Annotated in this window: 18 protein-coding genes and 1 tRNA gene; 10 read left to right on the top strand and 9 right to left on the bottom strand. The window is 37.0% G+C overall.

Annotated features, from left to right (window positions below):
* Window positions 1-328: 328 nt before the first annotated feature.
* On the bottom strand, window positions 329-1,081 hold the full coding sequence (locus AC2SLP_RS01765) for an IS5 family transposase (protein WP_486534912.1): 753 nt from the start codon (window positions 1,079-1,081) through the stop codon (window positions 329-331).
* Between the two features lie 203 nt (window positions 1,082-1,284).
* Between AC2SLP_RS01765 and AC2SLP_RS01760 the strand changes: the two genes are divergently transcribed.
* From AC2SLP_RS01760 to AC2SLP_RS01750, 3 genes are all read left to right on the top strand, one after another.
* Window positions 1,285-2,745 carry a L,D-transpeptidase family protein gene (locus AC2SLP_RS01760; RefSeq protein ID WP_486534911.1) on the top strand — a complete coding sequence of 487 codons (1,461 nt, stop codon included), beginning with the start codon at window positions 1,285-1,287 and terminating at the stop codon, window positions 2,743-2,745.
* A gap of 612 nt (window positions 2,746-3,357) precedes the next feature.
* Entirely contained in the window at window positions 3,358-3,999 is a 642-nt protein-coding gene (gene coq7, locus AC2SLP_RS01755; RefSeq protein WP_486534910.1) for a 2-polyprenyl-3-methyl-6-methoxy-1,4-benzoquinone monooxygenase, read from the top strand.
* A 369-nt stretch (window positions 4,000-4,368) separates the two neighbouring features.
* Window positions 4,369-5,193 carry a hypothetical protein gene (locus tag AC2SLP_RS01750; protein WP_486534909.1) on the top strand — a complete coding sequence of 275 codons (825 nt, stop codon included), beginning with the start codon at window positions 4,369-4,371 and terminating at the stop codon, window positions 5,191-5,193.
* Window positions 5,194-5,553: 360 nt separating this feature from the next.
* Here the strand turns inward: AC2SLP_RS01750 and AC2SLP_RS01745 are convergent, their stop codons facing one another.
* From AC2SLP_RS01745 to hemW, 4 genes are all read right to left on the bottom strand, one after another.
* Window positions 5,554-6,240: a TetR/AcrR family transcriptional regulator gene (locus AC2SLP_RS01745; protein WP_486534908.1), complete on the bottom strand. Its 687-nt coding sequence runs from the start codon at window positions 6,238-6,240 to the stop codon at window positions 5,554-5,556.
* A 164-nt stretch (window positions 6,241-6,404) separates the two neighbouring features.
* Entirely contained in the window at window positions 6,405-7,436 is a 1,032-nt protein-coding gene (locus AC2SLP_RS01740; protein WP_486534907.1) for an endonuclease/exonuclease/phosphatase family protein, read from the bottom strand.
* 186 nt (window positions 7,437-7,622) lie between these two features.
* Complete coding sequence (glpK, locus tag AC2SLP_RS01735) at window positions 7,623-9,212, bottom strand: glycerol kinase GlpK (protein ID WP_486534906.1); 1,590 nt, start codon at window positions 9,210-9,212, stop codon at window positions 7,623-7,625.
* A 77-nt stretch (window positions 9,213-9,289) separates the two neighbouring features.
* Complete coding sequence (gene hemW / locus AC2SLP_RS01730; RefSeq protein WP_486534905.1) at window positions 9,290-10,846, bottom strand: radical SAM family heme chaperone HemW; 1,557 nt, start codon at window positions 10,844-10,846, stop codon at window positions 9,290-9,292.
* 133 nt (window positions 10,847-10,979) lie between these two features.
* On the opposite strand from hemW, the gene AC2SLP_RS01725 reads away from it, so the two are divergent.
* From AC2SLP_RS01725 to accC, 3 genes are all read left to right on the top strand, one after another.
* Window positions 10,980-12,341, top strand: coding sequence for an MATE family efflux transporter (locus tag AC2SLP_RS01725; protein ID WP_486534904.1), 1,362 nt, complete (start codon window positions 10,980-10,982; stop codon window positions 12,339-12,341).
* 221 nt (window positions 12,342-12,562) lie between these two features.
* Complete coding sequence (locus tag AC2SLP_RS01720; RefSeq protein WP_486534903.1) at window positions 12,563-12,982, top strand: acetyl-CoA carboxylase biotin carboxyl carrier protein; 420 nt, start codon at window positions 12,563-12,565, stop codon at window positions 12,980-12,982.
* 15 nt (window positions 12,983-12,997) lie between these two features.
* Window positions 12,998-14,347, top strand: a complete 1,350-nt coding sequence (gene accC, locus AC2SLP_RS01715; RefSeq protein WP_486534902.1) for an acetyl-CoA carboxylase biotin carboxylase subunit — start codon at window positions 12,998-13,000, stop codon at window positions 14,345-14,347.
* 176 nt (window positions 14,348-14,523) lie between these two features.
* Here accC and AC2SLP_RS01710 read toward each other — a convergent pair whose 3' ends face one another.
* Window positions 14,524-15,759 carry an argininosuccinate synthase gene (locus AC2SLP_RS01710; protein ID WP_486534901.1) on the bottom strand — a complete coding sequence of 412 codons (1,236 nt, stop codon included), beginning with the start codon at window positions 15,757-15,759 and terminating at the stop codon, window positions 14,524-14,526.
* Between the two features lie 350 nt (window positions 15,760-16,109).
* On the opposite strand from AC2SLP_RS01710, the gene pyrC reads away from it, so the two are divergent.
* From pyrC to AC2SLP_RS01690, 4 genes are all read left to right on the top strand, one after another.
* Window positions 16,110-17,210, top strand: coding sequence for a dihydroorotase (gene pyrC, locus AC2SLP_RS01705; protein ID WP_486534900.1), 1,101 nt, complete (start codon window positions 16,110-16,112; stop codon window positions 17,208-17,210).
* Window positions 17,211-17,683: 473 nt separating this feature from the next.
* Window positions 17,684-18,424: a ribonuclease T gene (rnt, locus tag AC2SLP_RS01700; protein ID WP_486535037.1), complete on the top strand. Its 741-nt coding sequence runs from the start codon at window positions 17,684-17,686 to the stop codon at window positions 18,422-18,424.
* A 260-nt stretch (window positions 18,425-18,684) separates the two neighbouring features.
* Window positions 18,685-18,819, top strand: a complete 135-nt coding sequence (locus tag AC2SLP_RS01695) for a hypothetical protein (RefSeq protein WP_486534899.1) — start codon at window positions 18,685-18,687, stop codon at window positions 18,817-18,819.
* 328 nt (window positions 18,820-19,147) lie between these two features.
* Window positions 19,148-19,223, top strand: a tRNA-Glu gene (locus tag AC2SLP_RS01690).
* 92 nt (window positions 19,224-19,315) lie between these two features.
* Here AC2SLP_RS01690 and ispD read toward each other — a convergent pair.
* From ispD to eno, 3 genes are all read right to left on the bottom strand, one after another.
* Window positions 19,316-20,035 carry a 2-C-methyl-D-erythritol 4-phosphate cytidylyltransferase gene (gene ispD / locus AC2SLP_RS01685; protein WP_486534898.1) on the bottom strand — a complete coding sequence of 240 codons (720 nt, stop codon included), beginning with the start codon at window positions 20,033-20,035 and terminating at the stop codon, window positions 19,316-19,318.
* Window positions 20,036-20,308: 273 nt separating this feature from the next.
* Window positions 20,309-20,662: an FtsB family cell division protein gene (locus AC2SLP_RS01680; protein ID WP_486534897.1), complete on the bottom strand. Its 354-nt coding sequence runs from the start codon at window positions 20,660-20,662 to the stop codon at window positions 20,309-20,311.
* Window positions 20,663-20,899: 237 nt separating this feature from the next.
* Window positions 20,900-22,225, bottom strand: coding sequence for a phosphopyruvate hydratase (eno, locus tag AC2SLP_RS01675; RefSeq protein WP_486534896.1), 1,326 nt, complete (start codon window positions 22,223-22,225; stop codon window positions 20,900-20,902).
* Between the last annotated feature and the right edge of the window lie 282 nt (window positions 22,226-22,507).

Raw genomic sequence — 22,507 nt, 5'->3', positions numbered from 1 at the left:
AGACGTATTGATTAAAGCATTATAATACCTAACCTAAGTTATATCTATGCTAATGCTTTATTACTGCATTGATAATTTTAATAACCAAATGTATAACAAGTAAACTTACTGGCTATACATTGCTAAGGCATAATAATCCTGATATCAATATTGATACCTATGCTGATAACTATGCTAAAAATGTGATGCATATAAATTCGATACTGAATATATCGCCTTATATAAGGTATAAAACTAAATATTCTTTTATCTAAATCTTTTAAAGCTTTCGAATTATAAGCTCAATTTTTGCTAATTAACTTACCAAATAATAGGGCGTGTGGAACATTCATAATTTCAGCCAAATGTAAGCACAAGCCAAAGCGACATTATTTTCATAACTTTGCTTTAGTTTATCAAATCTTGTTGCTATAGCACGGAACCTTTTTAAGTTAGCAAAGGCGTTTTCAACTAAATGTCTGATCTTATACAAGTCCCAGTCCATATGGCTATTCCCTGTTTTAGAATTAATTTTTTTAGGAATATTGCTACCTGTACCGGCTTGTTCAATATGCTCTCTTAAATCATCTGAGTCATAGCCTTTATCAGCACAGACAACTGCCGTATTACTCAAATCCACTTGGTCAACTAAGTCTGTCGCAACTTTAACATCATGAGTGGTACCATCAGTGATAATAAAGGTGATAGGGTTACCATGAGCATCTACTGCTAGATGGATTTTAGAGGCACGCCCGGCGACACTTTTACTAATGGCCTGCTCCTTATCATAAGCTACGTTGCTATGTTGATGAGCTTTTATATGGGTACCATCTATAAACACCCACTCAAGGTCTGAGTCTTTAATCATAAGCTTAAAAAGTTTAACTAGCTTATCACTCTTAAACCAACGGTGGTAAGCCCTGTAGATAGTATTAGGCTTGCCAAAATCTTCAGGTACGTCACGCCAAGGACACCCTGTTCGCATACGATAAAGTACACCTTCTACAGTACGTCTAAGATTTCCTTTGTCATACATCTTAAGTTCTAGTAGTATAGGTCTTAGTCTTGTCCAGTGTTCATCTTTGAGCATGGTTCGAGGCATAGCAAACGATTTCTTTTTTGTGTGAGAACTTAAAGGGTAGTCGTTTGCTATTTTTTTGTCACCTCCTTTTTACACCAATGTTCCACACGCCCTAGTGACCTGAGTAAAACAAGAGGATAATTAATTAAATTATGCTCTAATATTTGCTAGTAGTCTCATTTCATCGCATAATAACCTTAATATTTTAAACACGACTATTTTTTATGATTATGAATTTCAATCCAAATAAGTATGTATCTAAAGTTTTTAATCCTACTTTAATAAGCAGCTCAGTGGCGTTCTCACTATTTCTACTTAGTAGTGCCGCCTCAGCCGAAACAAATAACACTCAGTCTGTAGATCGGCTGGAGCAGCTTATTGATGACACAACTATAATCCAAGAACAGCGTAAAATCATACCGCTAAATGAATCCAATAATAGCACTACAGGCTTTAATAATAGAACCGAATCACTTAATCAAAGTGATGGTTTGAGCGAATACGAACGCCGTGTGCAAGAGACTCAAGCAGAATTTAGAGCCAAAGAATTAGCGGCGCAGAATGCTATGATTGGCTCAAATAACTCAACACAGACCGTAACTCAGAATGTTGAAGAAGATCTTGATCAAATCACTACAGCTGAAGTTGAAGCGTCTGTTAATGAAGATATTAATGAGCAAGCAAATAACGATGTGGAGGCAGGTCAAGCTGTTGCGCCGGCCACCTCTAGCATTATTGATGACGACTCAATTAAAAGTATAGAAAACAAAAACGGTAAGCTTTACACCACGACGAACTTATCCAATTATGCACGGGCGGTAAATAGTGCTGTTTGGACGCCAAATATGCGAAAAAACACTGCCATGACCGTCAAAATGCAGACTCTTCTTGATTGGAACTATGCGTCTCCTGGTCCCATTGATGGCGGCTGGGGAATGAATAGTAAAAAGGCATTGGCAAACTTTCAGGCCATGCGCGGATTACCAAGCACAGGGCGTATGGATGAAGCAACATGGCGAGAGCTGACCAAAAATATCGATATGTCAAAACCTGTACTCGTTGAATATACCTTAACCGATAAAGATGTAAACACTAACTTTGCATCGATTCCTTCGGGTTCTGAAGCTAAGTCTAAACTTAAAGGCCTTTATTACCAAAACATTAAAGAGATGATTGGTGAGCGTTTCCATATGGATGTACGCTATCTTGAAAAACTCAACAAAGGTAAAAAGTTTAATGCTGGGGAGACAATCACAGTTATTAATAAGCGCGAGCCTTTGAATCAACGTATCGATAGAGTGGTAGCTAAAAAAGAGGACAAAACCTTATATGCTTATAATGGTAATAAATTAGTGGCGACCTTCCCAACTACTGTTGGCAGTAGTAGTACGCCCTCACCAACAGGCACCTTTAGAATCGTTAATAAAGTCAAAATGCCTTGGTATAAAGCCACAGTCAACAAAGACTCTGATGACAAAAAAGTATTCATGTTGCCACCAGGCCCTAACAATCCTGTCGGTGTCGTATGGATGGGATTATCCAAACCATCGTATGGTATTCACGGCTCGCCTATCCCTGAAGGTATCAGTCGTCAAGCCTCAGCAGGTTGTGTTCGTCTGACTAACTGGGATGTTTTAGATGTTTACGCTAACATTGAAAATGGTGCTACGGTAGAGTTGAAATAATAGCCTAAATTATTCAAATTTCTTAAAATCAATCTTAGTAGTAAAGCTTGAATGTTTTAGCGCATTCAAGCTTTTTTTATGGGATAAAATGATCTAGATACTAAAATCTCCTCCATCAATTTTTTGCAAACCTCATTGCTTTATTGGTTTAATTGTATCGATTTTAAGAGGGTCTTCGTAGATCTAAATATAATCAGCGAACTACTAAATGGTTACGGCGCTAACCTCGCTAAGACTACATGAGTAGTACTTGCACTCGGTTGCCTAACCGTTTTAGATTTATTTGACTATAGATTTTGCATAAATCAATGACGCTCTCTAATACCTTGCGACAATGATTTACTTCCAAGTAACAGTTAAGAGTATTAACACTTTAAATTTATCGGTAATATTAGGGTCTGTTTAGCATTCAGATCTTTATCATTTAAATCTTTAGCATTAAAACTTTAGGTATGTAGGTCTGCAAGCATCTAAATTTTAGAGTATTTAATTTTAAGGTATTACCATCTAAAATTATCTGGAGTTTTAAGTATATAACGATTAGGTTTTTATCTCTGATAGTATAATTAACTTTTGAATAATATTTAACTTTCAAATTAAATTGAGGGCATTATGGCTAAAAAATTAAGTATATTAGACCGAGCAATTGTAGGATTCGATAGTAGTTTGCGCGCTGTTATTCCGCATTCAAACCCAACTGCTCGCCCCTTGCCTGTTAGTTCTGAAGACATTCCTGAACTCTCAATCAACGAATCTCGACATGTCGCTGGATTAATGCGTATTAACCATACCGGTGAAGTGTGTGCTCAAGGCTTATATCATGGACAAGCTTTTACTGCTAAGAACGACCAAGTCAAAACAGCCATGCAACATTCTGCTGACGAAGAAATAGATCATTTGGTATGGTGCGAAACGCGTTTGAAAGAGCTTGGAAGTCATCCCAGTGTATTCACCCCAATTTGGTACGGGTTATCTTTTGGTTTGGGTGCGGTAGCTGGACTCATATCTGATGAATTTAGTCTTGGGTTTGTCGCTGAAACAGAAGCTCAAGTTAGTGAGCATTTAGAAGATCATATTTGTCAACTACCCCCTCAAGATAATCGTAGTAAAGAAATTTTGGCTCAAATGAATATTGAAGAGCTTGAGCATCGTGAAGCTGCAATTCATTATGGTGGTCAATTATTGTCCGCACCAGTTAAAGTATCGATGCGCTGGATGGCCAATAGAATGAAGGATTTGGCTTATCATATTTAAGGAGTTTTGTTGGCTATGGTTTAGAGACTATCGTTTAAAAGCGATGGTTTAAAAACTTTGGACAACCAAAATCAAATCATTCGTATTTATATTCACTAACTTATCCTATTTATTAAGGCTTATATGTGTTTTTGTATCTAAAATTATATAAATCCAACTATCCAAGTACAATATAAACTGTTGGATTTATTTAAAATTGTATTAGTTTTTGAAATTAAATATTTTATAACTGTATTCTTGTATTACCTACATATTTTCGAGCTTTTTTATTAATACTTATATTTTCTAAGACCTATATCCTTTTATTTATATCTCAAAATTTACAATTTTATATACTTATAATTTTAATACTATAATAAGGATTTAATCATGCATAAACTTATTTCGAATAAATTTTTGTCAAGTGCCATAGTACTCAGTTTGGCGTTTGTTGGTAACCAAGCTATTGCTATAAATTCTCAGGGGTCAGATAATACGCTCAGATATACCTCTCAGCAACTATTAAACGATCCATTACGCAATGCAGTTAATATCACTGCTTCTCCACTTCGCGGTATTCCAACGCCTAGTGTGAAAGTCGCCAATGTAAGCTTAATACCCACGGTAATTATTCCAAAAACTACGAGTCCTAACTCTGATCAGCTTGATGTCAGCCTTCTAGATAAGTTTATTGATGACATTAGTCCTAATGCGCGTCATTATCCTCCAAATTTTAATTCTAAAACTGAACGTTATAATGCCCAAGTCAAATTAATGACATTGGAAGAATGGCTACGCCCAGTTGCTGAGCAGCCCAATGCGTCTTACGAGGTATTGGTTAGAGCGGCAAAGCTTAATGGTATGGGACGCAACCTTGATTTAGGTTCAGATTATGCAGTGCGAGGTAGTAATTTTATCGCAAAAGCAATTGTTAGACGTCCAAACGATCCTGAAGCAAACTTTATCTATGGCATGATGCTATCTGAAGGCGGCGGATTTAAAGAGGGTAAAAAGTATCTGCTTAAAGCTGCTTCTCAAAGTCATAAGGAAGCCGAACAAAGTCTGGCTCAAGCAGATTTGCTTAGTGACAAAAAATCTGCAGCATTATCACGTTTACAAAGACTGCAATCAAAGCATCCTAATGATCCTCAAATTGCCAAACAGATTGCAATTATAGAATCAGGAAAATATTATATCTGGGATTTAGATCAATAATGATTTGTGTAGAAGAGTTAATTTATTATAGCTTTTAACTTTCATGTTGCATTATCATGTTTATCTCAATCTGGATTATCTCAATCTAGGAGTTAAGTCAAAATAAGAAAAGCCATTCATTTTTGAATGGCTTTCTTTAAGTTAATATAGAAAAATACAAAGCTGTTCTAGAGCCTCCAATTTTAAATAGAAAGGGTCTCAAATCTTTGTAAATATATCAGTCCTATATCGCAACTAAATTTAGATTCAATTATATTGTTTATTATTCGTTGATTTAGAATAAATAGAAGAGTATATAAGAAAGCTTGATGATTAATAGGGTGAAATATGCAATTACTATAGCTAAAGAGGATGTCAAAGTTAGACTAGGGCAGGATTTTCGGGGATATAGCATTTCATATAGGCTAAGCAAGCTGTCACACTTTCGTCTAACATATAGTCTGTAATAGTCATCGACTGTTTATATGATAGTCCTAATACACTATGGGCTATCCCAAATGATATTAAAAATAACGTTTCAAGATCCGCAATATCATCCAAATTAAACTTTGATCTAATTTTTGTTAAGACCATATCACACATGTCTTTATCGACTTTTTCGTCGTAATAATGTCCTTCAAAATCTGGCAAATTAGCAGCATACATAAGCTTTGCGCTTATACCATCGCTATTCATGCGCTTTACAGCAATTCTTAATAAGTCATCGATGTAGTCTTGCCACCCTTCATAGTCATGGATATCAATGGCATTAATCAATTCGTAGTATTCTAAATAATTTAAAAAACGTAGAGCGATAATTATGGATTCAATATTGGGAAAAAAGTGATAAGCTGAGGCACGCGGAATACCCGCTCTTTTACAAACATCCGCCAAAGTAATACTTGATATATCTCGCTTAGAGCATAAGTCTTTAGCGGCTATTAATAATTTTTGGCGTCGAGCGCGACCCTGTTTACTGGTATGTTTGAACTTATTAGGAAGGATTCTTTTAGCTAAGTCAGAATCAACTAAAACATCCTGAATAAGATCATTACTATGATCCGTCATTTTGCACTCAATGTGTTATAGGTTAGATAAAACACGTAAGTTTATAAGTACTTAAAATATTGTTTTTAATATAAATATTAACAAATGTTTCATGTATTATAACTTATTAATGTAAACAATTGCACAATATTTAAGAAACTATTAATATATTTTTTAATAGAAGTTCAATTAAGTTTAATTTTTGCTCTAACAATACCATGATCTGAATAACGACTGTTGTAATCTCTTTTTAGATGATCATTAAAATAGTCAACTCGCTCAACTTCCCCTATAGAATACTTCCCGTCTACTAAAAACTCTTCAGAAACAAAAAGCTGATCTATTACTTCTGGCATACCTTGATATAAATGCGTGTAAGCCACATCTTTCATCCACCCATAACTGGTCTGTACACGCGCTGCATCAAATAATGCAACATCACGCATCGACTTATCGTAGATAACCTCACTAGTTTCTGCAAGTAGCTGAGTAGTTACACTGTCTGTAACATCATTCATATCCCCTAACAATATTAAGGGGTGACGCGTATGATGTAATTTATTAATAATAAATAGTCTGATAGCAGCAGCTTCTGCTGCGCGCATAGATAAACTTCTAAGCTTAGCACGGACCCTTAACATAGGATCATCATAATCTTCTAAACGATTGCCTTGATCATCACGTAAATAATGGGGTCGTTTGCTTTTGAGATGTGCAGTTATGATAGTAATCGGCTGACCATAAACATCTAATGTAACAATAAGAGGTGGTCTGTTAAATTTGGAATAAAGACCTTCATCGGGAATATCTATGACAGCTAAGGGATCAAACTCTGTAAGGATATGCGAATCAATCACCTTAAATTTTGACATAATACCTAAGGCAGGCGTTCCTTTAGCGCCCTGCCCATGCGTCAATTTGCTAGTATTATCATTGCTTGCAAGAGGCGCTAATACTTGTGATGGCTCAAAGCCCAGCTTCGCACCAAGATATTGTAATGCTTTTTCATCCCAAACTTCTTGGAAAGCGAAAATGTCAGCTTTTGCATGTTTTAATAATTCATGTAATCCACTGATTTTTGTTTGATAGAAGTCATGGCTATATGGCGGAACGTTGTCATAAAATTCACGAGCAGGAAGGGCTAGATTTAGTAGATTATTAGTAGCAATATAAAACTCTTTATCATCCTTTTGATTGTGATAATTTTTACTTTTCACAATGTATTTTCCCTTATCACTCGAAATTTTTATAAATAACAACTAAAGATATTTTTTAAAGCAATACTATATCACTCATATTAGACAAGTATCCATAATTTAATAAAAATTTATTTTAGATTTATATTAAACTTAAGTAAGTTATGGACATTAAATAAGTTATGCGACTTATGTAAATTAAGTGAGCTATCTTAAGGTTTTCTCAATAGCATGATGCCATTTTTCTAAAAGACTGTCTCTTTGACTGACAGGCATTTGAGGTTCAAACATTTTTTCAAGTTGCCATGAAGCTTCTATCGTTCCTTCATCGTATAAACCACTTTTTATACCCGCAAGAAGTGCTGCACCTTTAGCAGTTATTTCAGTATCTTTAGGTCTTAATACAGGGACATTCAACAAATCTGCCTGAAACTGCATTAACAAATTATTATTAGAAGCACCACCGTCGACTCTTAATTCAGTTAAGGGTGTTGGGCTGTCTTTTTGCATGGCACCTAAAACATCATAAACTTGAAAAGCAATAGATTCGAGCGATGCCCTAGCAATGTGAGCTTTGGTAGTACCTCGAGTCATACCTGTAAGATTAGCGGTAATGTCTGAGCGCCAATATGGTGCGGCAAGTCCCGTAAATGCAGGCACTAATACGACACCCTCACTAGTATCGACTGTATTCGCTAACGTTTCTATCTGTTCGGAGGTATTTATAATACCTATATTGTCTCGAAGCCATTGTACAATTGCCCCTGCCATAAATACACTACCCTCTAGAGCATAAGTAACTTCTCGCTTGGTAGGAGTTAAAATACGTTTGCCCGACTTAACTAGTTTATTTAGTGATGGATTTTCAATAGGGTTTTTTAAAAGAGATGTTGGAACTGTGCGTCGCTGCCAGCCAACGGTTGTTAATAATTGATGCTGACTTAACTGTACCTCACCACCTATATTCATGAGCATAAAACACCCAGTACCATAGGTATTTTTTGCCATGCCTTGTTCGATACACCCTTGACCTAATAAAGCGGCTTGTTGATCTCCCAAAACGGCATGTATAGGAATTTGCTTGGCAAATAATCCTCGTTCTGTTTTACCAAAGTCCCCATCTGAGGGCAAAACTCGCGGTAGAATCTGAGGGGGTATATTAAATTTAGTCAAAAGCTCTGCCGACCATTCAAGTTTATTTATGTCATATATTAAGGTTCTCGAAGCGTTTGTAATGTCAATCACATGCTCTCCGCCAGTCAAATTAAACATGAGCCAACTATCTATGGTGCCTACCAAAACCTCTCCGCGGTTTGCTCGACTGCGAAAATCAGGATTATTCTCTAGCATCCAAACAATCTTACTGGCACTAAAATAAGGGTCTAACCTTAAGCCTGTTATAGATTGAATATAAGATTGAGTATTATCAAAATGACCTTCATAAGGTTCGCGCTCAAGCTTTTGGCACCAGTGATCTGAGCGGCGGTCTTGCCATATTATGGCGGGTGCAAGGGGCTTACCGGTTTTTTTATCCCAGATTACGATTGATTCACGCTGGTTAGTTATGGCAATACAAGATATTTCCGTTGCGAGCAATCCTGCCCTGTTGATTGCATCATGCGCGCAGCTAATTTGGGTATGCCAAATCTGCATAGCATCTTGTTCAACATAGCCAGGACGAGGCGTACTTAGCGTGGTTGGTTTTTGAGAAATTTGGATAGTACGGGCGTTGTTATCATATATAATTGCACGACTTGACGTTGTTCCTTGATCCAATGCTAAAACATATCCTGTCATGGCCTATCTCCATTATATTATTAGGGGTTGTCCTAGATAACTAATCAAAGCGCTTTATATTCAATTAACTTATAGACTTATAAAAAAGTTTTTAATACTTGATTTAGATATTGACGACCTAAACGCGTAGGCTGAATCCAATCGGACATATTTTCAATTAATCCTTTTATCTTAAGAGAATCCAACTCATATTCAATATGCGACATTGGAAATCCCGTTCTCTCACTATACAATTCAAGTGGGACACCTTGGGTCAGCCTAAGTACATTAAGCATAAACTCGCCCGTTAGATCAGCCGTAGGTATTTTGTTAAAACCTACCATTTTTGGGAAATGATCATAGTTCATATAGTCTTTGGGTAATCGCGACTTACTATAACGATATATACTATGTCGTGTATTTCTTCCTTGCTTATCCCTACTTTGCTTATCCCTATTTTGCTTAGCTCTATTTAGAATATTCCTACTTTGTGTATTCAACAGGTTAACATAATCATTTTCATCAGAATCTAGGACGTTATATTCATTGCTATCATCATTAATATCGCTATTAAGATTGCTATCTAAACCGCAGTATAATTGTAGGATGTTAGTTGACTGAAGCTCATCTATATATTTTATATCTAGTGTAACTTTTCCATGCGCACCCGCACCGATGGCGAGATAATCACCAAATTGCCAATAGTTCATATTATGACGGCAAGGGCTGTCCTCTAGGCCTACCCATGCTGATACTTCATAATTTGTATACCCTAATTGAGTCAGCAAAGCGCTTCCCCGCGCTTCAATATCTTCAAGGCTATCATCTTCAGGCAATATTGGAGTATTACGGTAAAAAACTGTATTAGGCTCGACAGTCAATTGATACCAAGAGATATGAGTGGCCCCCGCTGAATGAGCCATTTGAATATCATTAAGGGCATCATCCGTATTTTGGTTAGGCAAACCATGCATTAAATCTACATTTATTCGCCTAAAGCCTGCTCTATACGCCGCACCAATGGCATCATAAGCCTGCTTCGAATCATGTATACGCCCTAAAGCTGTTAGCTTATCATTATCGAAACTCTGCACACCTATAGAAAGTCTATTAATTCCAACTTCTAAATACTCTTCGAATGGTGCATGTTCAAGAGTGCCTGGGTTTGCCTCCATAGTAATCTCTATATCACTTGCAAAAGGCAATACTAACTTTAATTGTTCAAATAAGCGTTTGTATTCTTCTATGGGTAATAATGAAGGCGTGCCTCCACCTATAAATATCGAACTAATATGGCGATTCTGGATAAGTGGCAATTGAGCATTTATATCGTCTATAAGAGCGTTGACATAACTTTTGAAAAACCCAACGTCAGCATTCGTTGTATTAGTCAGGCTATTGTTATCAACAGCTTCATATGCATGCCGTTTAGATGTACTTCTGTTTATCGAATTGCTAATGGGGTCTTCGTGCTTCGATGAGTCGACTGTGGGTAAGCTATGTGAGTTAAAGTCACAATAAGGGCATTTTTTCACACACCACGGTATGTGAATATATAGTGCTAGTGGAATACTGTCTGCAATACTAGGTTGTTTATGACAAGGGTTTATAATACAAGCTTCTTTAATACAGGGTTCTTTAATTGAATGGGACATAAATATAGCACTTACTCTTTGTACTGGATAGATGTTATAGTCTCGCGTTTATTTGAACTAAAACTATTTGAAAAGTTAGTTTTTTGATTTTAAACCCCTATTATACGTGCTTATAAATAAGATTATATTGATTATGTTCGCAAACTTATCTTTTAAGGATTTTAAATACCATAGTAACCGTCTTGCGACATTAGTAATCCCAATATTGATTACTCAGTTTTCGCAAGCAGCATTAGGTGTTGTAGATGCCATAATGGCGGGTAAGGTGTCGGCGCTAGACTTGGCCGCTGTATCCATCGGCTCAGGCATATGGTTGCCTTTATTTTTATTAGCAACTGGCATATTAATAGCTACCACGCCGCTTATTGGTGAGAAATTGGGTCAAAAACGTCATGACGATGTGCCGCATATTACGCAGCAGTCTTTATGGGCAGCCTTTGCGATTGGTATTATTGGATTCATTATTGTGTCATTAACACCGAATGTATTAAGCCATATGGGTGTGCCTACCAACATTCAACCTAAAGCAGGCCAATATCTATCATTTGTAGCATGGGGATTTCCAGCCATCGCCTGTTATGCCGTATTAAGAAGCTATTGTGAAGCATTAGGTAGGCCAGAGCCTGTCACGATTATAAGCATCATAGGGTTACTTATTAACATTCCTATAAATTATATTTTTATAAATGGGCTGTTCGGTTTTCCCGCATTAGGCGGTGCGGGTTGTGGGCTAGCTACCGCTTGTGTGCTTTGGTTTAATGTTATTCTATTGGCGCTATATCTATACTTCTCTAAACATCAAACTTTTGATGAAACTCGGTTTTTTTATAACTTTTCACGCCCTAACCGTAAACAAATCAGTAAGCTATTTCGCTTAGGGCTTCCAATTGGTATAGCTATATTTTTTGAGGCAAGTTTATTTAGTTTAGCCTCAATCGTCATTAGTCCTTTGGGTGAAATTGCAGTTGCCTCTCATCAGGTGGCGCTTGCCGTGACCTCGCAGCTTTTTATGATTCCAATGTCTGTGTCTATGGGATTGACCATTATGATTTCTAATAGATTTGGTGAGGAAAACTGGCTTGCCTTACAGCAAGTACAGCGAACTGGTCTTATTTGGACTGTCTGTATCGCCTTATTAAGTATGCTTGGTATCGCTTTATTTCGCGAAAATTTAGCAAATACGTTTACGGACAATCTTGCAGTTAAGCAGCAAGCCATGATGCTTTTATTGTTTGCGATCGCTTATCAGTTAGTGGATGGCTGGCAAGTAAATGTCGCTGGGATATTAAGAGGTATGCAGGATACAAAGGTTCCAATGTGGATTACTTTATTCTGTTATTGGTTAGTCGCCTTACCGCTAGGTACTTATTTGGTTCGGTTTACAGATACTGGCGCTAAAGGGTTTTGGATAGCATTAGTCGCAGGATTAATATTATCCTCAATTTTGTTGACTTTAAGACTTAATAATCGTCAAAAGCAAATAAAGTCCATTTAACTTAATAATTTTAATCATATGAATTATTATTAGATTGAATGCTTATTTATTGATTATATAGATTAATAATAAGTACAATTTTTAACGTTTACTTAGTGTTATTAACATATTCGATTGAGCTTTTTATTATTAAAACTTAAATGCATCATTTGATAGTCATAATGTACGATAAAATTTGTTACAATATCTAGAATAATAATAATTCCCTTAAAGGCAATCGTATGGATATTGACAAAATACGTACGCTCATTGAGCTCATGGAAGAAAAAGATTTGGTCAATTTGGAAGTGACTACAGGTAAAGATAGTGTCAGTTTGACTCGGCATTACAACACACCTATGCCTTCAATAATATCTGGCGCCTCAAATTTTAATGCCGACCCATATATTGAACCTGCTGCGATGGGTAGGGTTGAAAACTCGCCAATGGTAGGCGTATTTTATGCTGCTCCAAGTCCTAATGACCCCCCTTTTGTAAAGCCGGGTCAAAAAGTTCAACCTGGTGATACTTTAGGTATCATTGAAGCCATGAAAATCATGAATCCTCTTGAGTCAACTCAAAGTGGTATCATTGATGCTATTTTAGTTGAAAATGGCGATGTGGTTCAATTTGGCCAACCCATTATTCGCTATAAAAATTAAGATATAGGTCACAGGATGATTAAAAAACTGCTCATCGCTAATCGTGGGGAAATTGCTTTACGTATCGTGCGTGCCTGCAAGCAGTTGGGTATTAAGACCGTCGGTGTTTATTCCACCGCAGACGAGAACTTGATGCATCTGCGCTTTGTTGATGAAGCCATATGTATTGGTTTACCTAATGCCAATCAAAGCTATCTTAATACCGCAACCATTATAACTGCTGCTGAAATTACAGGAAGTGATGCAATCCATCCTGGCTATGGATTTTTAGCAGAAAATGCTGAATTTGCCGAAACTATTGAAGAAGCAGGTATAACCTTTGTGGGCCCCCATCCTGATCATATTCGATTAATGGGTAATAAAGTTTCTGCTATTAATGCCATGAAACAAGCTGGTGTACCTACGGTCCCAGGTTCGATTGGTCCTGTAACCCTTAACAATGCTGAACAACAAGCCAAACATATTGGCTTTCCATTACTTATTAAAGCTGCGGCTGGTGGTGGTGGACGCGGTATGCGTGTTGTTGATCGATTTGATCAGCTTAATGAACAAGTGCAAGCTGCGAAGCAAGAGGCTGAGCTTTGGTTTGGTGACGACACAGTTTATATGGAACGATATTTACAAAACCCTCGTCATATTGAAGTTCAAATACTAGGTGACGGTAATGGAAATGCCATCCATTTATTTGACCGAGATTGCTCTTTACAACGTCGTCATCAAAAAGTTCTAGAAGAAGCGCCTGCACCAGATATCCCTGATGATATCAGAGAACCTATATTACAAGCATGTGTTCAAGCCTGTGAGAATATTGGCTACCGCGGTGCAGGTACTTTTGAGTTTTTGTTTGAAGATGGTGAGTTTTTCTTTATAGAGATGAATACGAGAATTCAGGTTGAGCACCCCACTACGGAAATGGTCACTGGTGTCGATGTTGTTGTAGAGCAGTTACGTATTGCAGCAGGTTATGGATTGTCCTATCGTCAAAGTGATATTAATGTACATGGCCACGCTATTGAATGTCGTATTAATGCCGAAGATCCAAATACTTTTGTGCCCTCACCTGGTATTATTACCCAATATTTTTCTCCAAATGGTGCAGGCGTTCGTTTCGATTCTCATTTATATCAAGGGTACGACATACCATCTTATTATGACTCACTGATAGGAAAGCTGATATGTCATGGTCAAACCCGTGAGCAGGCTATTGCTAAAACGCTGCATGCTCTCGATGAGCTCATTATATCTGGTATCAAGACAAACATACCCCTGCATAGAGATATCATACTTAAAGATCCAAGCTTTTCTTCTAAAGCTCAGAATATTCACTATCTTGAGAACCGTTTATTAAATAGGTCCAAATCCTAAGTCTTAAGCCTACAACTACTCTATTGTATTATTATGTATTAATATCAATATTATCGGACAAAAAAAAGCAGAAGTAATTCTTTACTTCTGCTTTTTTTATTTATCTTACAATTAATAGGTTTCTTAATATTATAAAGACGTTTGAAAGTATTTGGAAACACAAATATATTCAACACTTATGATAAATCACGTCCTTTACTGGATTCAATTGATAAACGCAACCCATTTAAACGAATAAATCCTTCAGCATCTTTTTGATCATAGGCACCTGCATCATCTTCAAAGGTTGCAATTTTCTCATCGAATAAAGAATTAGGTGACTTACGACCAACAACGCTAACATTACCTTTATATAACTTCACACGTACGGTTCCAGACACATATTCCTGAGACTTATCAATCAAAGCTTGAAGCATTTGACGCTCTGGACTGAACCAATAGCCGTTGTAGATAATTTTAGCATAGCGCGGCATTAACTCATCTTTTAGATGTGCCGCTTCACGATCTAGGGTTAAAGATTCAATACCGCGGTGCGCTTTGAGCATAATAGTACCCGCTGGGGTCTCATAGCAGCCACGTGACTTCATACCAACATAACGATTTTCAACGATATCTAGACGACCAATACCATGCTTACCACCTAGCTCATTTAGCTTAATCATGACTTCATATGGCTCAAGCTTCTCACTATTAATGGCAACAATATCGCCTTTCTCGTACTCTAATTCTAAGTATTCAGGCGCATCTGGCGCATCTTCTGGGCTAACAGACCAACGCCACATATCATCTTCTGCTTCAGCGTAAGGATCTTCTAAGATATCCCCTTCATATGAGATATGTAGCAGGTTGGCGTCCATAGAGTATGGTGACTTTTTCTTATTGCCCGCAAAATCGATTGGAATGTCATGCTCTTTTGCATATTGCATTAAACTTTCACGGCTTGATAAGTTCCATTCACGCCAAGGCGCAATAGTTTTAACTTCGGGCGCTAATGCAATGGCACCAAGCTCAAATCTAACCTGATCATTACCTTTACCTGTGGCACCGTGGCTTATCGCATCTGCGTTATGTTCTTTTGCGATTTCGACCAAACGCTTTGCAATCAAAGGACGAGCAATAGAGGTTCCTAATAAATATTCGCCTTCATAAATTGCATTGGCACGAAACATCGGAAACACATAGTCACGAGCGAATTCTGCACGTAGATCTTCAATATAAATATTTTTAATGCCCATCGCTTCTGCTTTAGCACGGGCAGGCTCTACTTCTTCACCTTGACCAATATCAGCGGTAAACGTGATGACTTCTGCATCGTACGTGTCTTGAAGCCATTTTGCGATGATTGAGGTATCTAAACCGCCTGAATAAGCGAGAACAATCTTGTTGATATTCTCTTTATTTTCTATCGACATAGTACATCCTTTAATATTGAAAATTCTTTGATATCTATCAATTTTATTATAGCTCATTTACTGAGCTTTAATAGAGCGTATGCGCGTTGTTTAAACTGTTTTATTTTAAGTTTTAGTTATTTAAAGCTATTTAAATATTACTATAGTGAAGAGCTGTTCAACATTTCAGTTTACACTATATGGGTGCTCAAAAAAAGATGACTTAGTTATACTTGTACCAAACAATTGTTTTGATTTATTTTTAACACTTACATTTGAGACTTCATAGTCCCGAATTTTAAACCAAAACCTGTTATTATAAATACGATAAAATATAAGCTGTCTACATACCTTCAAATGGCAAAAGATATATGAGTACTAACGTAACTATAAATGAACCAAACACGACTGATCATCCTAAAGAAATCACGCTTATCAAACCTGATGATTGGCACATTCACTTGCGCGATGACGCATCGCTAAACACTACTGTCCCTCACGCTGCTCAAAGTTTTAATCGAGTCATGTGTATGCCAAACCTTGTGCCTCCTGTGAAAAATGTAGGGGATGCAAAAGCATACAGAGATAGAATTTTAGAAGCCGTAAGAGTATCAGGTATCGATGATTCGTATAAAGCATCTTTTGATCCACGGATGACATTATATTTGACAGATACAACGACGCCTGAGGAGATTCAAGAAGCGGCAGAGTCTGGTATTGTTCAAGCTATCAAGCTATATCCTGCTGGTGCAACTACCAATTCTTCTGATGGTGTGACTGACTTAGGTGGGCGATACGATGTCTTTGATACCATGCAAAAATATGGGTTACCGCTTTTGATGCATGGTGAGGTTACCGATTCTCATGTTGATATTTTTGATAGAGAAAAGATTTTTATTGATCAAGTATTAAGCAATTTGGTAAAACGGTTTCCAGAATTAAAAATTGTTGTTGAACATATTACAACCGGTGATGCTGCTGATTTTGTTCTGTCGCAGAATGAACTAATAGCTGCCACCATCACTCCACAGCATTTACTGTTTAATCGTAATGATTTGTTAGTAGGTGGCATCAAACCCCATTTTTATTGTTTACCTATACTCAAACGTTTGAAGCATCAAAAAGTATTATTAGATGTCGCAACTAGTGGTAACCCCAAATTCTTTTTAGGAACAGATTCTGCGCCTCATCCTACCCATGCCAAAGAAAGCGCTTGCGGGTGTGCTGGCTGTTATTCAGCAGCTACCGCCCTACCCTTGTATGCGACTGCATTTGATAGCGTTGGTAAAATTAATCAGCTTGAAGGGTTTGCTAGTAAGTTCGGAGCTCAATTCTATGGATTACCATTGAATGAGTCCACGGTGACACTGGTGAATGAGCCGACACGTATTGTAGATAGTTATAGTTATATGGATAATCAAACACTCACACCATTGATGGCTGGCGAGACCATACCTTGGTCACTTAAGTAGCTATTAATCCACCTTATACTGAATATGCAAATAAACTGAATATAACAAATGATAATTTCATTTGTAGTATGATCAACACGCGTCTTTAATCTAAACCAAGTTTTTTAAAAACCAAGTTTTTTAAAAACCAAATACTTTTAAACAGATACTTTTAAACTGATACTTTTAAATAAAACTTTTAATATCAAAACTAGGGTGTGTTTCAATTGGATTATGTGCAAAAATTAAATAGATTTTTGTCAAACTAGGATAATTTCGCAGATAATATAGATATATTAGTTAGAAATTAGACACAGTTTGGCAGAAATATAGTTATTTATAGTCCATTAATTAAAAAGTTAGCAATGAAAACTCGCTCTAATTAGCCTTAAACTTTTAATACTTGTGATTATACATTTATGACTCAATCTGCAAACTTTCAATGTTCAATATCTCATGACCATAAACGTCAAGATTCAAGCGACAATCAGCTGATGGAATCACCTGAGGGTCAACATCTGCCTCAATATAATCATATTGCAGATGAACCCACATTAGATAAAACAGCACCTCAGAAAACTAAACTCGCAGAACGGTTTCGTAAGTTTTTGCCTGTTGTTGTTGATGTAGAAACCGCAGGCTTTAATTCAGCAACAGATGCCCTGTTAGAAATTGCATGCATTCCTATACTTATGAATGAATGCGGTAAATTTTACCCAGGCGAGCCGCTAAATGCTCATATTGAACCTTTTGAAGGCGCAAACCTTGAGCAGCGGGCTTTGGAATTCACGGGTATAGATCCAAATAATCCTTTACGCAAGGCTATTGCTGAGGAAGAGAAACCTGCACTACGTCGTATATTTAAAGAACTAAAAGAGTTACGAAAACAACATGAATGCCGCCAGTGTATTTTAGTTGGTCATAATGCGCATTTTGACTTAGCCTTTTTAAATGCAGCTATTGAGCGTACAAACAGCAAAAACCACAATCCTTTTCATAAGTTTTCGGTATTAGACACCGTAAGTTTTTCAGCGCTAGCTTTTGGTCAAACGGTTCTAGCAAGAGCTTGTAAAGCTGCGGGTATAGATTTTAGTGGCACAGAAGCACACTCTGCACTTTATGACACTCAAAAGACCGCAGAGTTACTTTGTCATATTTTAAATGAATACCCAATGCTTGCGACCTCGCTAAATTCTGAAGAGTCTAAATCAGAATTAAAGGATAATGATAAGTAAGGTCTATTAACCATTTTAGCTTTGAGCTTTCAACTTAGAATCGAGAAACTTAGTTCTAAATTTTTATAGCTAGATAGATTATTAGTTAAATAGATTGTCAAATACATATCTTGTTTTAAATCGTTTTCTCACTATGGTTTTCCTTTACATTTAACAGTTATCATTTGCGATAGTCAGTAGCATACGCTATGGTATTCCTAAGGGCTATTGAATAGTCTGTATACACAATGGTTAAATTGCTTGTAAAGGGAGGGATTGCTATGCATACCATATGGGCCACAATAGGCGGTTATATTTTGGTGGTTATAGGGCTTAGTGCAATCACTCACCTTTGGATTCGCCATCATTTAAAAGCCAAAATCAAAAAGAAACGTCATAAAAATTCTAATGAATAGTTGGCTGATTTTTAATAAATAGCAAGGTAGGCGTAGCCAACTAATCCTGAATACCTATACTCATTGAAATACAAAATAGTTACGGTTTTAATCTCGCTCTCCCTATTATAGTAGTACTTGTACTCGGTTACCTTTTAACCATTTTAGATTTCTTTGACTATTAATAAGTCCCTATAGAAAATAGTTTCTAATACTGAATTTATAGCTATTTAAAAAGTAATTTATAAATTTTCATATTTATTTTATAAAGCGCTTGACAACGAAAGTGCCCGCCATTAAAATACGCACCACTTCGACATTAACGGTGAAAGCGGTCGAAGTGGTCTGTGTCCCGTTCGTCTAGAGGCCTAGGACCCCGCCCTTTCACGGCGGTAACAGGGGTTCGAATCCCCTACGGGATACCACTATTCGTGTTATATATATAATCATTATCCGATTGATAATTAGTTAGAAATAGCTGCTTACGAAAAAGCCAAACTCCTTGAGTTTGGCTTTTTTATGTCTGATTTTTAAGAATGCTTTCTATCAAACTCAAGTCTTCGGCATAAGTCAGCTTCAGATTTTGATTATTCCCCGTTACTATTTTGATAGGATATCCCATAGCTTCAAAGGCGCTAGCCTCATCTGTGATCATTAAACCTTGCTTCTCGACGTGACTTAACACCTCTCGTAGCTTGCCTGCTCGAAATACTTGAGGCGTTTGAGCTTGCCATAAGCTACTTCGATCAATGGTATTGACAATCTCTGCTGATGTGTTTACTTTTTTTAAAGTATCAGCCACTGGTACACCCAATATAGCACCATAAGGATTCTGCATTGCAGCTTCAATAACAGAATCAATATGACTGGCAGTTACACAAGGTCGAGCTGCATCATGAATTAATATCAAATCATCTTGCTTTGCCCCAGCATCGAACACCGCTTCTACCCCTGCTTGAACGGATTGCCAACGTTCAGCGCCGCCAACTGTAAAAGCTATAGGAATGGAGAACTCTAAAGTTTTAGCCACATTATCATCGCTCGCTATTACCAATGTGAGGGTATTGATATAACCACTCGCAGCTAGCGCGGTCACACTTTGCTCTAATATAGTCTTACCTAGGAGAGGGGTATATTGTTTAGGAATATCAGAACCAAAACGACTGCCTTTGCCAGCAGCTACTATTAAGCTAAACACTTTAGTTGAGTTTGATTGGTTGGATGTAGATGATGGCATAGTGTGCATAATTAGGATTTTAAACTCTTAGATATTGAGATAGCATTGGCTAAATACTATTTGCTCAATACTGTAAGTAATAAACTAGTATAAGTAATAAGTTATTATAATTGGGCTGAGTAACTCACATAAGGTTGGTATTGAACTGATATAAATAGTTAATGATTTTTTTAAACCAATCTATCTTTGTCAAACTCTCTGAACTTACTACTAGTAGCGTTTGCACACGTTTTCCTTGATAAGCTACTTTCCACTTTTGATATCATATTTAGCTTAGGGAATACTTTCAATAGCATCTTCTGAATTTAGAGGGGGTATAGGCTGGTTGGTATGAGTAACTGGGGCCGTCGACAATTGCACAAAGGTCTCGCCAGGTTTGATTAATCCTAAATCTAAGCGTGCGTGCTCTTCAACGGCTTCTAGACCATTTTTTAGGTCGTTAACATCGGCGCGCAGTATTCTGTTATTAGCTATCATTAAATCATTTTCAAATTGCTGTTTTTCGATTTCTATATTTAAGGCATCGAGACCTGCGCGTCCGTTATCCCCGCGCCAATATTGATACTGCAATCCTAATAGGATAGATAATGCGACTAAAAATAATATGAATTGGCTAAAGTATTTCATATGACAACTTATTTGGGATTCATGGGTATTACTAAAGTAGTGAAAGCTAATTAATATAAAGAATAAATCATAAGGGCTTTAGGGTAATTTTAAATTTTGGCGGTATATGACTCCAACCGCCAAATTTAGTCAATTATCAAACCCGTCATATATGTTCATTCACAATACAATGGGTTTAAATTGCAAAGTTAAATAACGATTTATAACCCTAATATCTAATATTAAGTTCGCTGCCCATTAAGCTTTTGGATTACGTAATCCAATAAACTCATCGGCGCCGCGGTAGCTTGCATGTACTTGTTGTTCTATACGCAATAGCTGATTGTACTTAGCGACGCGATCTGAGCGACATAGTGAACCTGTTTTGATCTGCCCTGCAGCGGTACCTACCGCTAAGTCAGCAATGGTACTGTCTTCGGTCTCACCTGAACGATGTGAAATAACGGTGGCATATCCATTATCTTTAGCTAAATAAATCGCATCTAAAGTCTCTGATAACGTACCAATTTGATTGAACTTAATCAAGATAGCATTGGCGATGTTCTTGTCGATACCTTCTTGTAATATCTTTGGATTGGTCACGAATAAATCGTCTCCTACTAGCTGTACTTTATTACCCAACTTACTAGTTAGATAAGCCCAGCCCTCCCAATCTGACTCATCTAAGCCATCTTCTATTGATATAATAGGATATTGTTCAGTTAATTTCACCAAATAGTCTGAAAAACCTTGGCTATCAAAGGATTTATTACCTTCACCAGCTAAGACATACTGACCATTTTTATAAAATTCTGTAGCCGCACAGTCTAAAGCTAAATGAATGTCTTTACCTGATTTATAGCCTGACTTTTCGATGGCTTCCATAATAACTGTAATGGCTTCTTCATTACTACGTAGATTAGGCGCAAACCCACCCTCATCGCCTACTGCTGTATTTAAACCTTGAGATTTGAGTACTGATTTTAAGCTGTGGAATATTTCTACGCCCGCGCGTAATGCTTCTGAGAAGCTATCAAAGCCAGTTGGCTCAATCATAAATTCTTGAATATCTACAGTATTGTCGGCATGCTCGCCACCATTGATGATATTCATCATCGGTACAGGCATCGTCAATGATGTTTGATTACGCAGTTTGGCGATATATTGATGCAATGCCATTCCAGTCGAATTAGCAGCAGCTTTAGCCGTTGCTAAAGACACTGCAAGCATAGCGTTGGCACCCAAATTATCTTTATTCTCAGTACCATCAAGCTCAATTAAAGTATCATCAATCTCTTGTTGATTAGTAGCATCTTTTTCAATTAAAGCCGATCTTATTTGACTGTTCACATTAGCGACGGCTTTTCTAACCCCTTTTCCAAGATAACGTGACTTATCTCCGTCACGTAATTCTAACGCTTCACGTGACCCAGTTGATGCACCGCTAGGAGCAGCTGCACGGCCCATTGAACCATCTGCTAGATAAACGTCTGCTTCAATAGTAGGGTTACCTCGTGAGTCTAAAATTTCACGAGCGCGAATGTCTTTAATCTCTGTCGAATTATTAGAATCTTCTGCGTACATAATGTCTACCAGCCTTTTAGTTTGGAATTTATAATAAAGTGAGACCATAGTTCGTCACAACCAATAATGTATAGAGCCAAATTAAGCCTTAGTACTCGCTACTCAAGGTTTGAGGAGTAAGACGGCCTATGATCGTCGCTTTAACTCTAATTTAGACTATGACTAATGTTTAATTAAATAAGGTATGAAACTATGACAAATGTTTTTAAAACTATTTTTTTTATAATTCAATTAAGCTCTAATAATATCATATATATTATAAATCTTGGATGCGTATCAACA

Source organism: Psychrobacter sp. CX21, assembly GCF_057396255.1.
The sequence above is the reverse complement of the archived record's forward strand: the minus strand, read 5'-3'. Positions and strand labels throughout refer to the sequence as shown.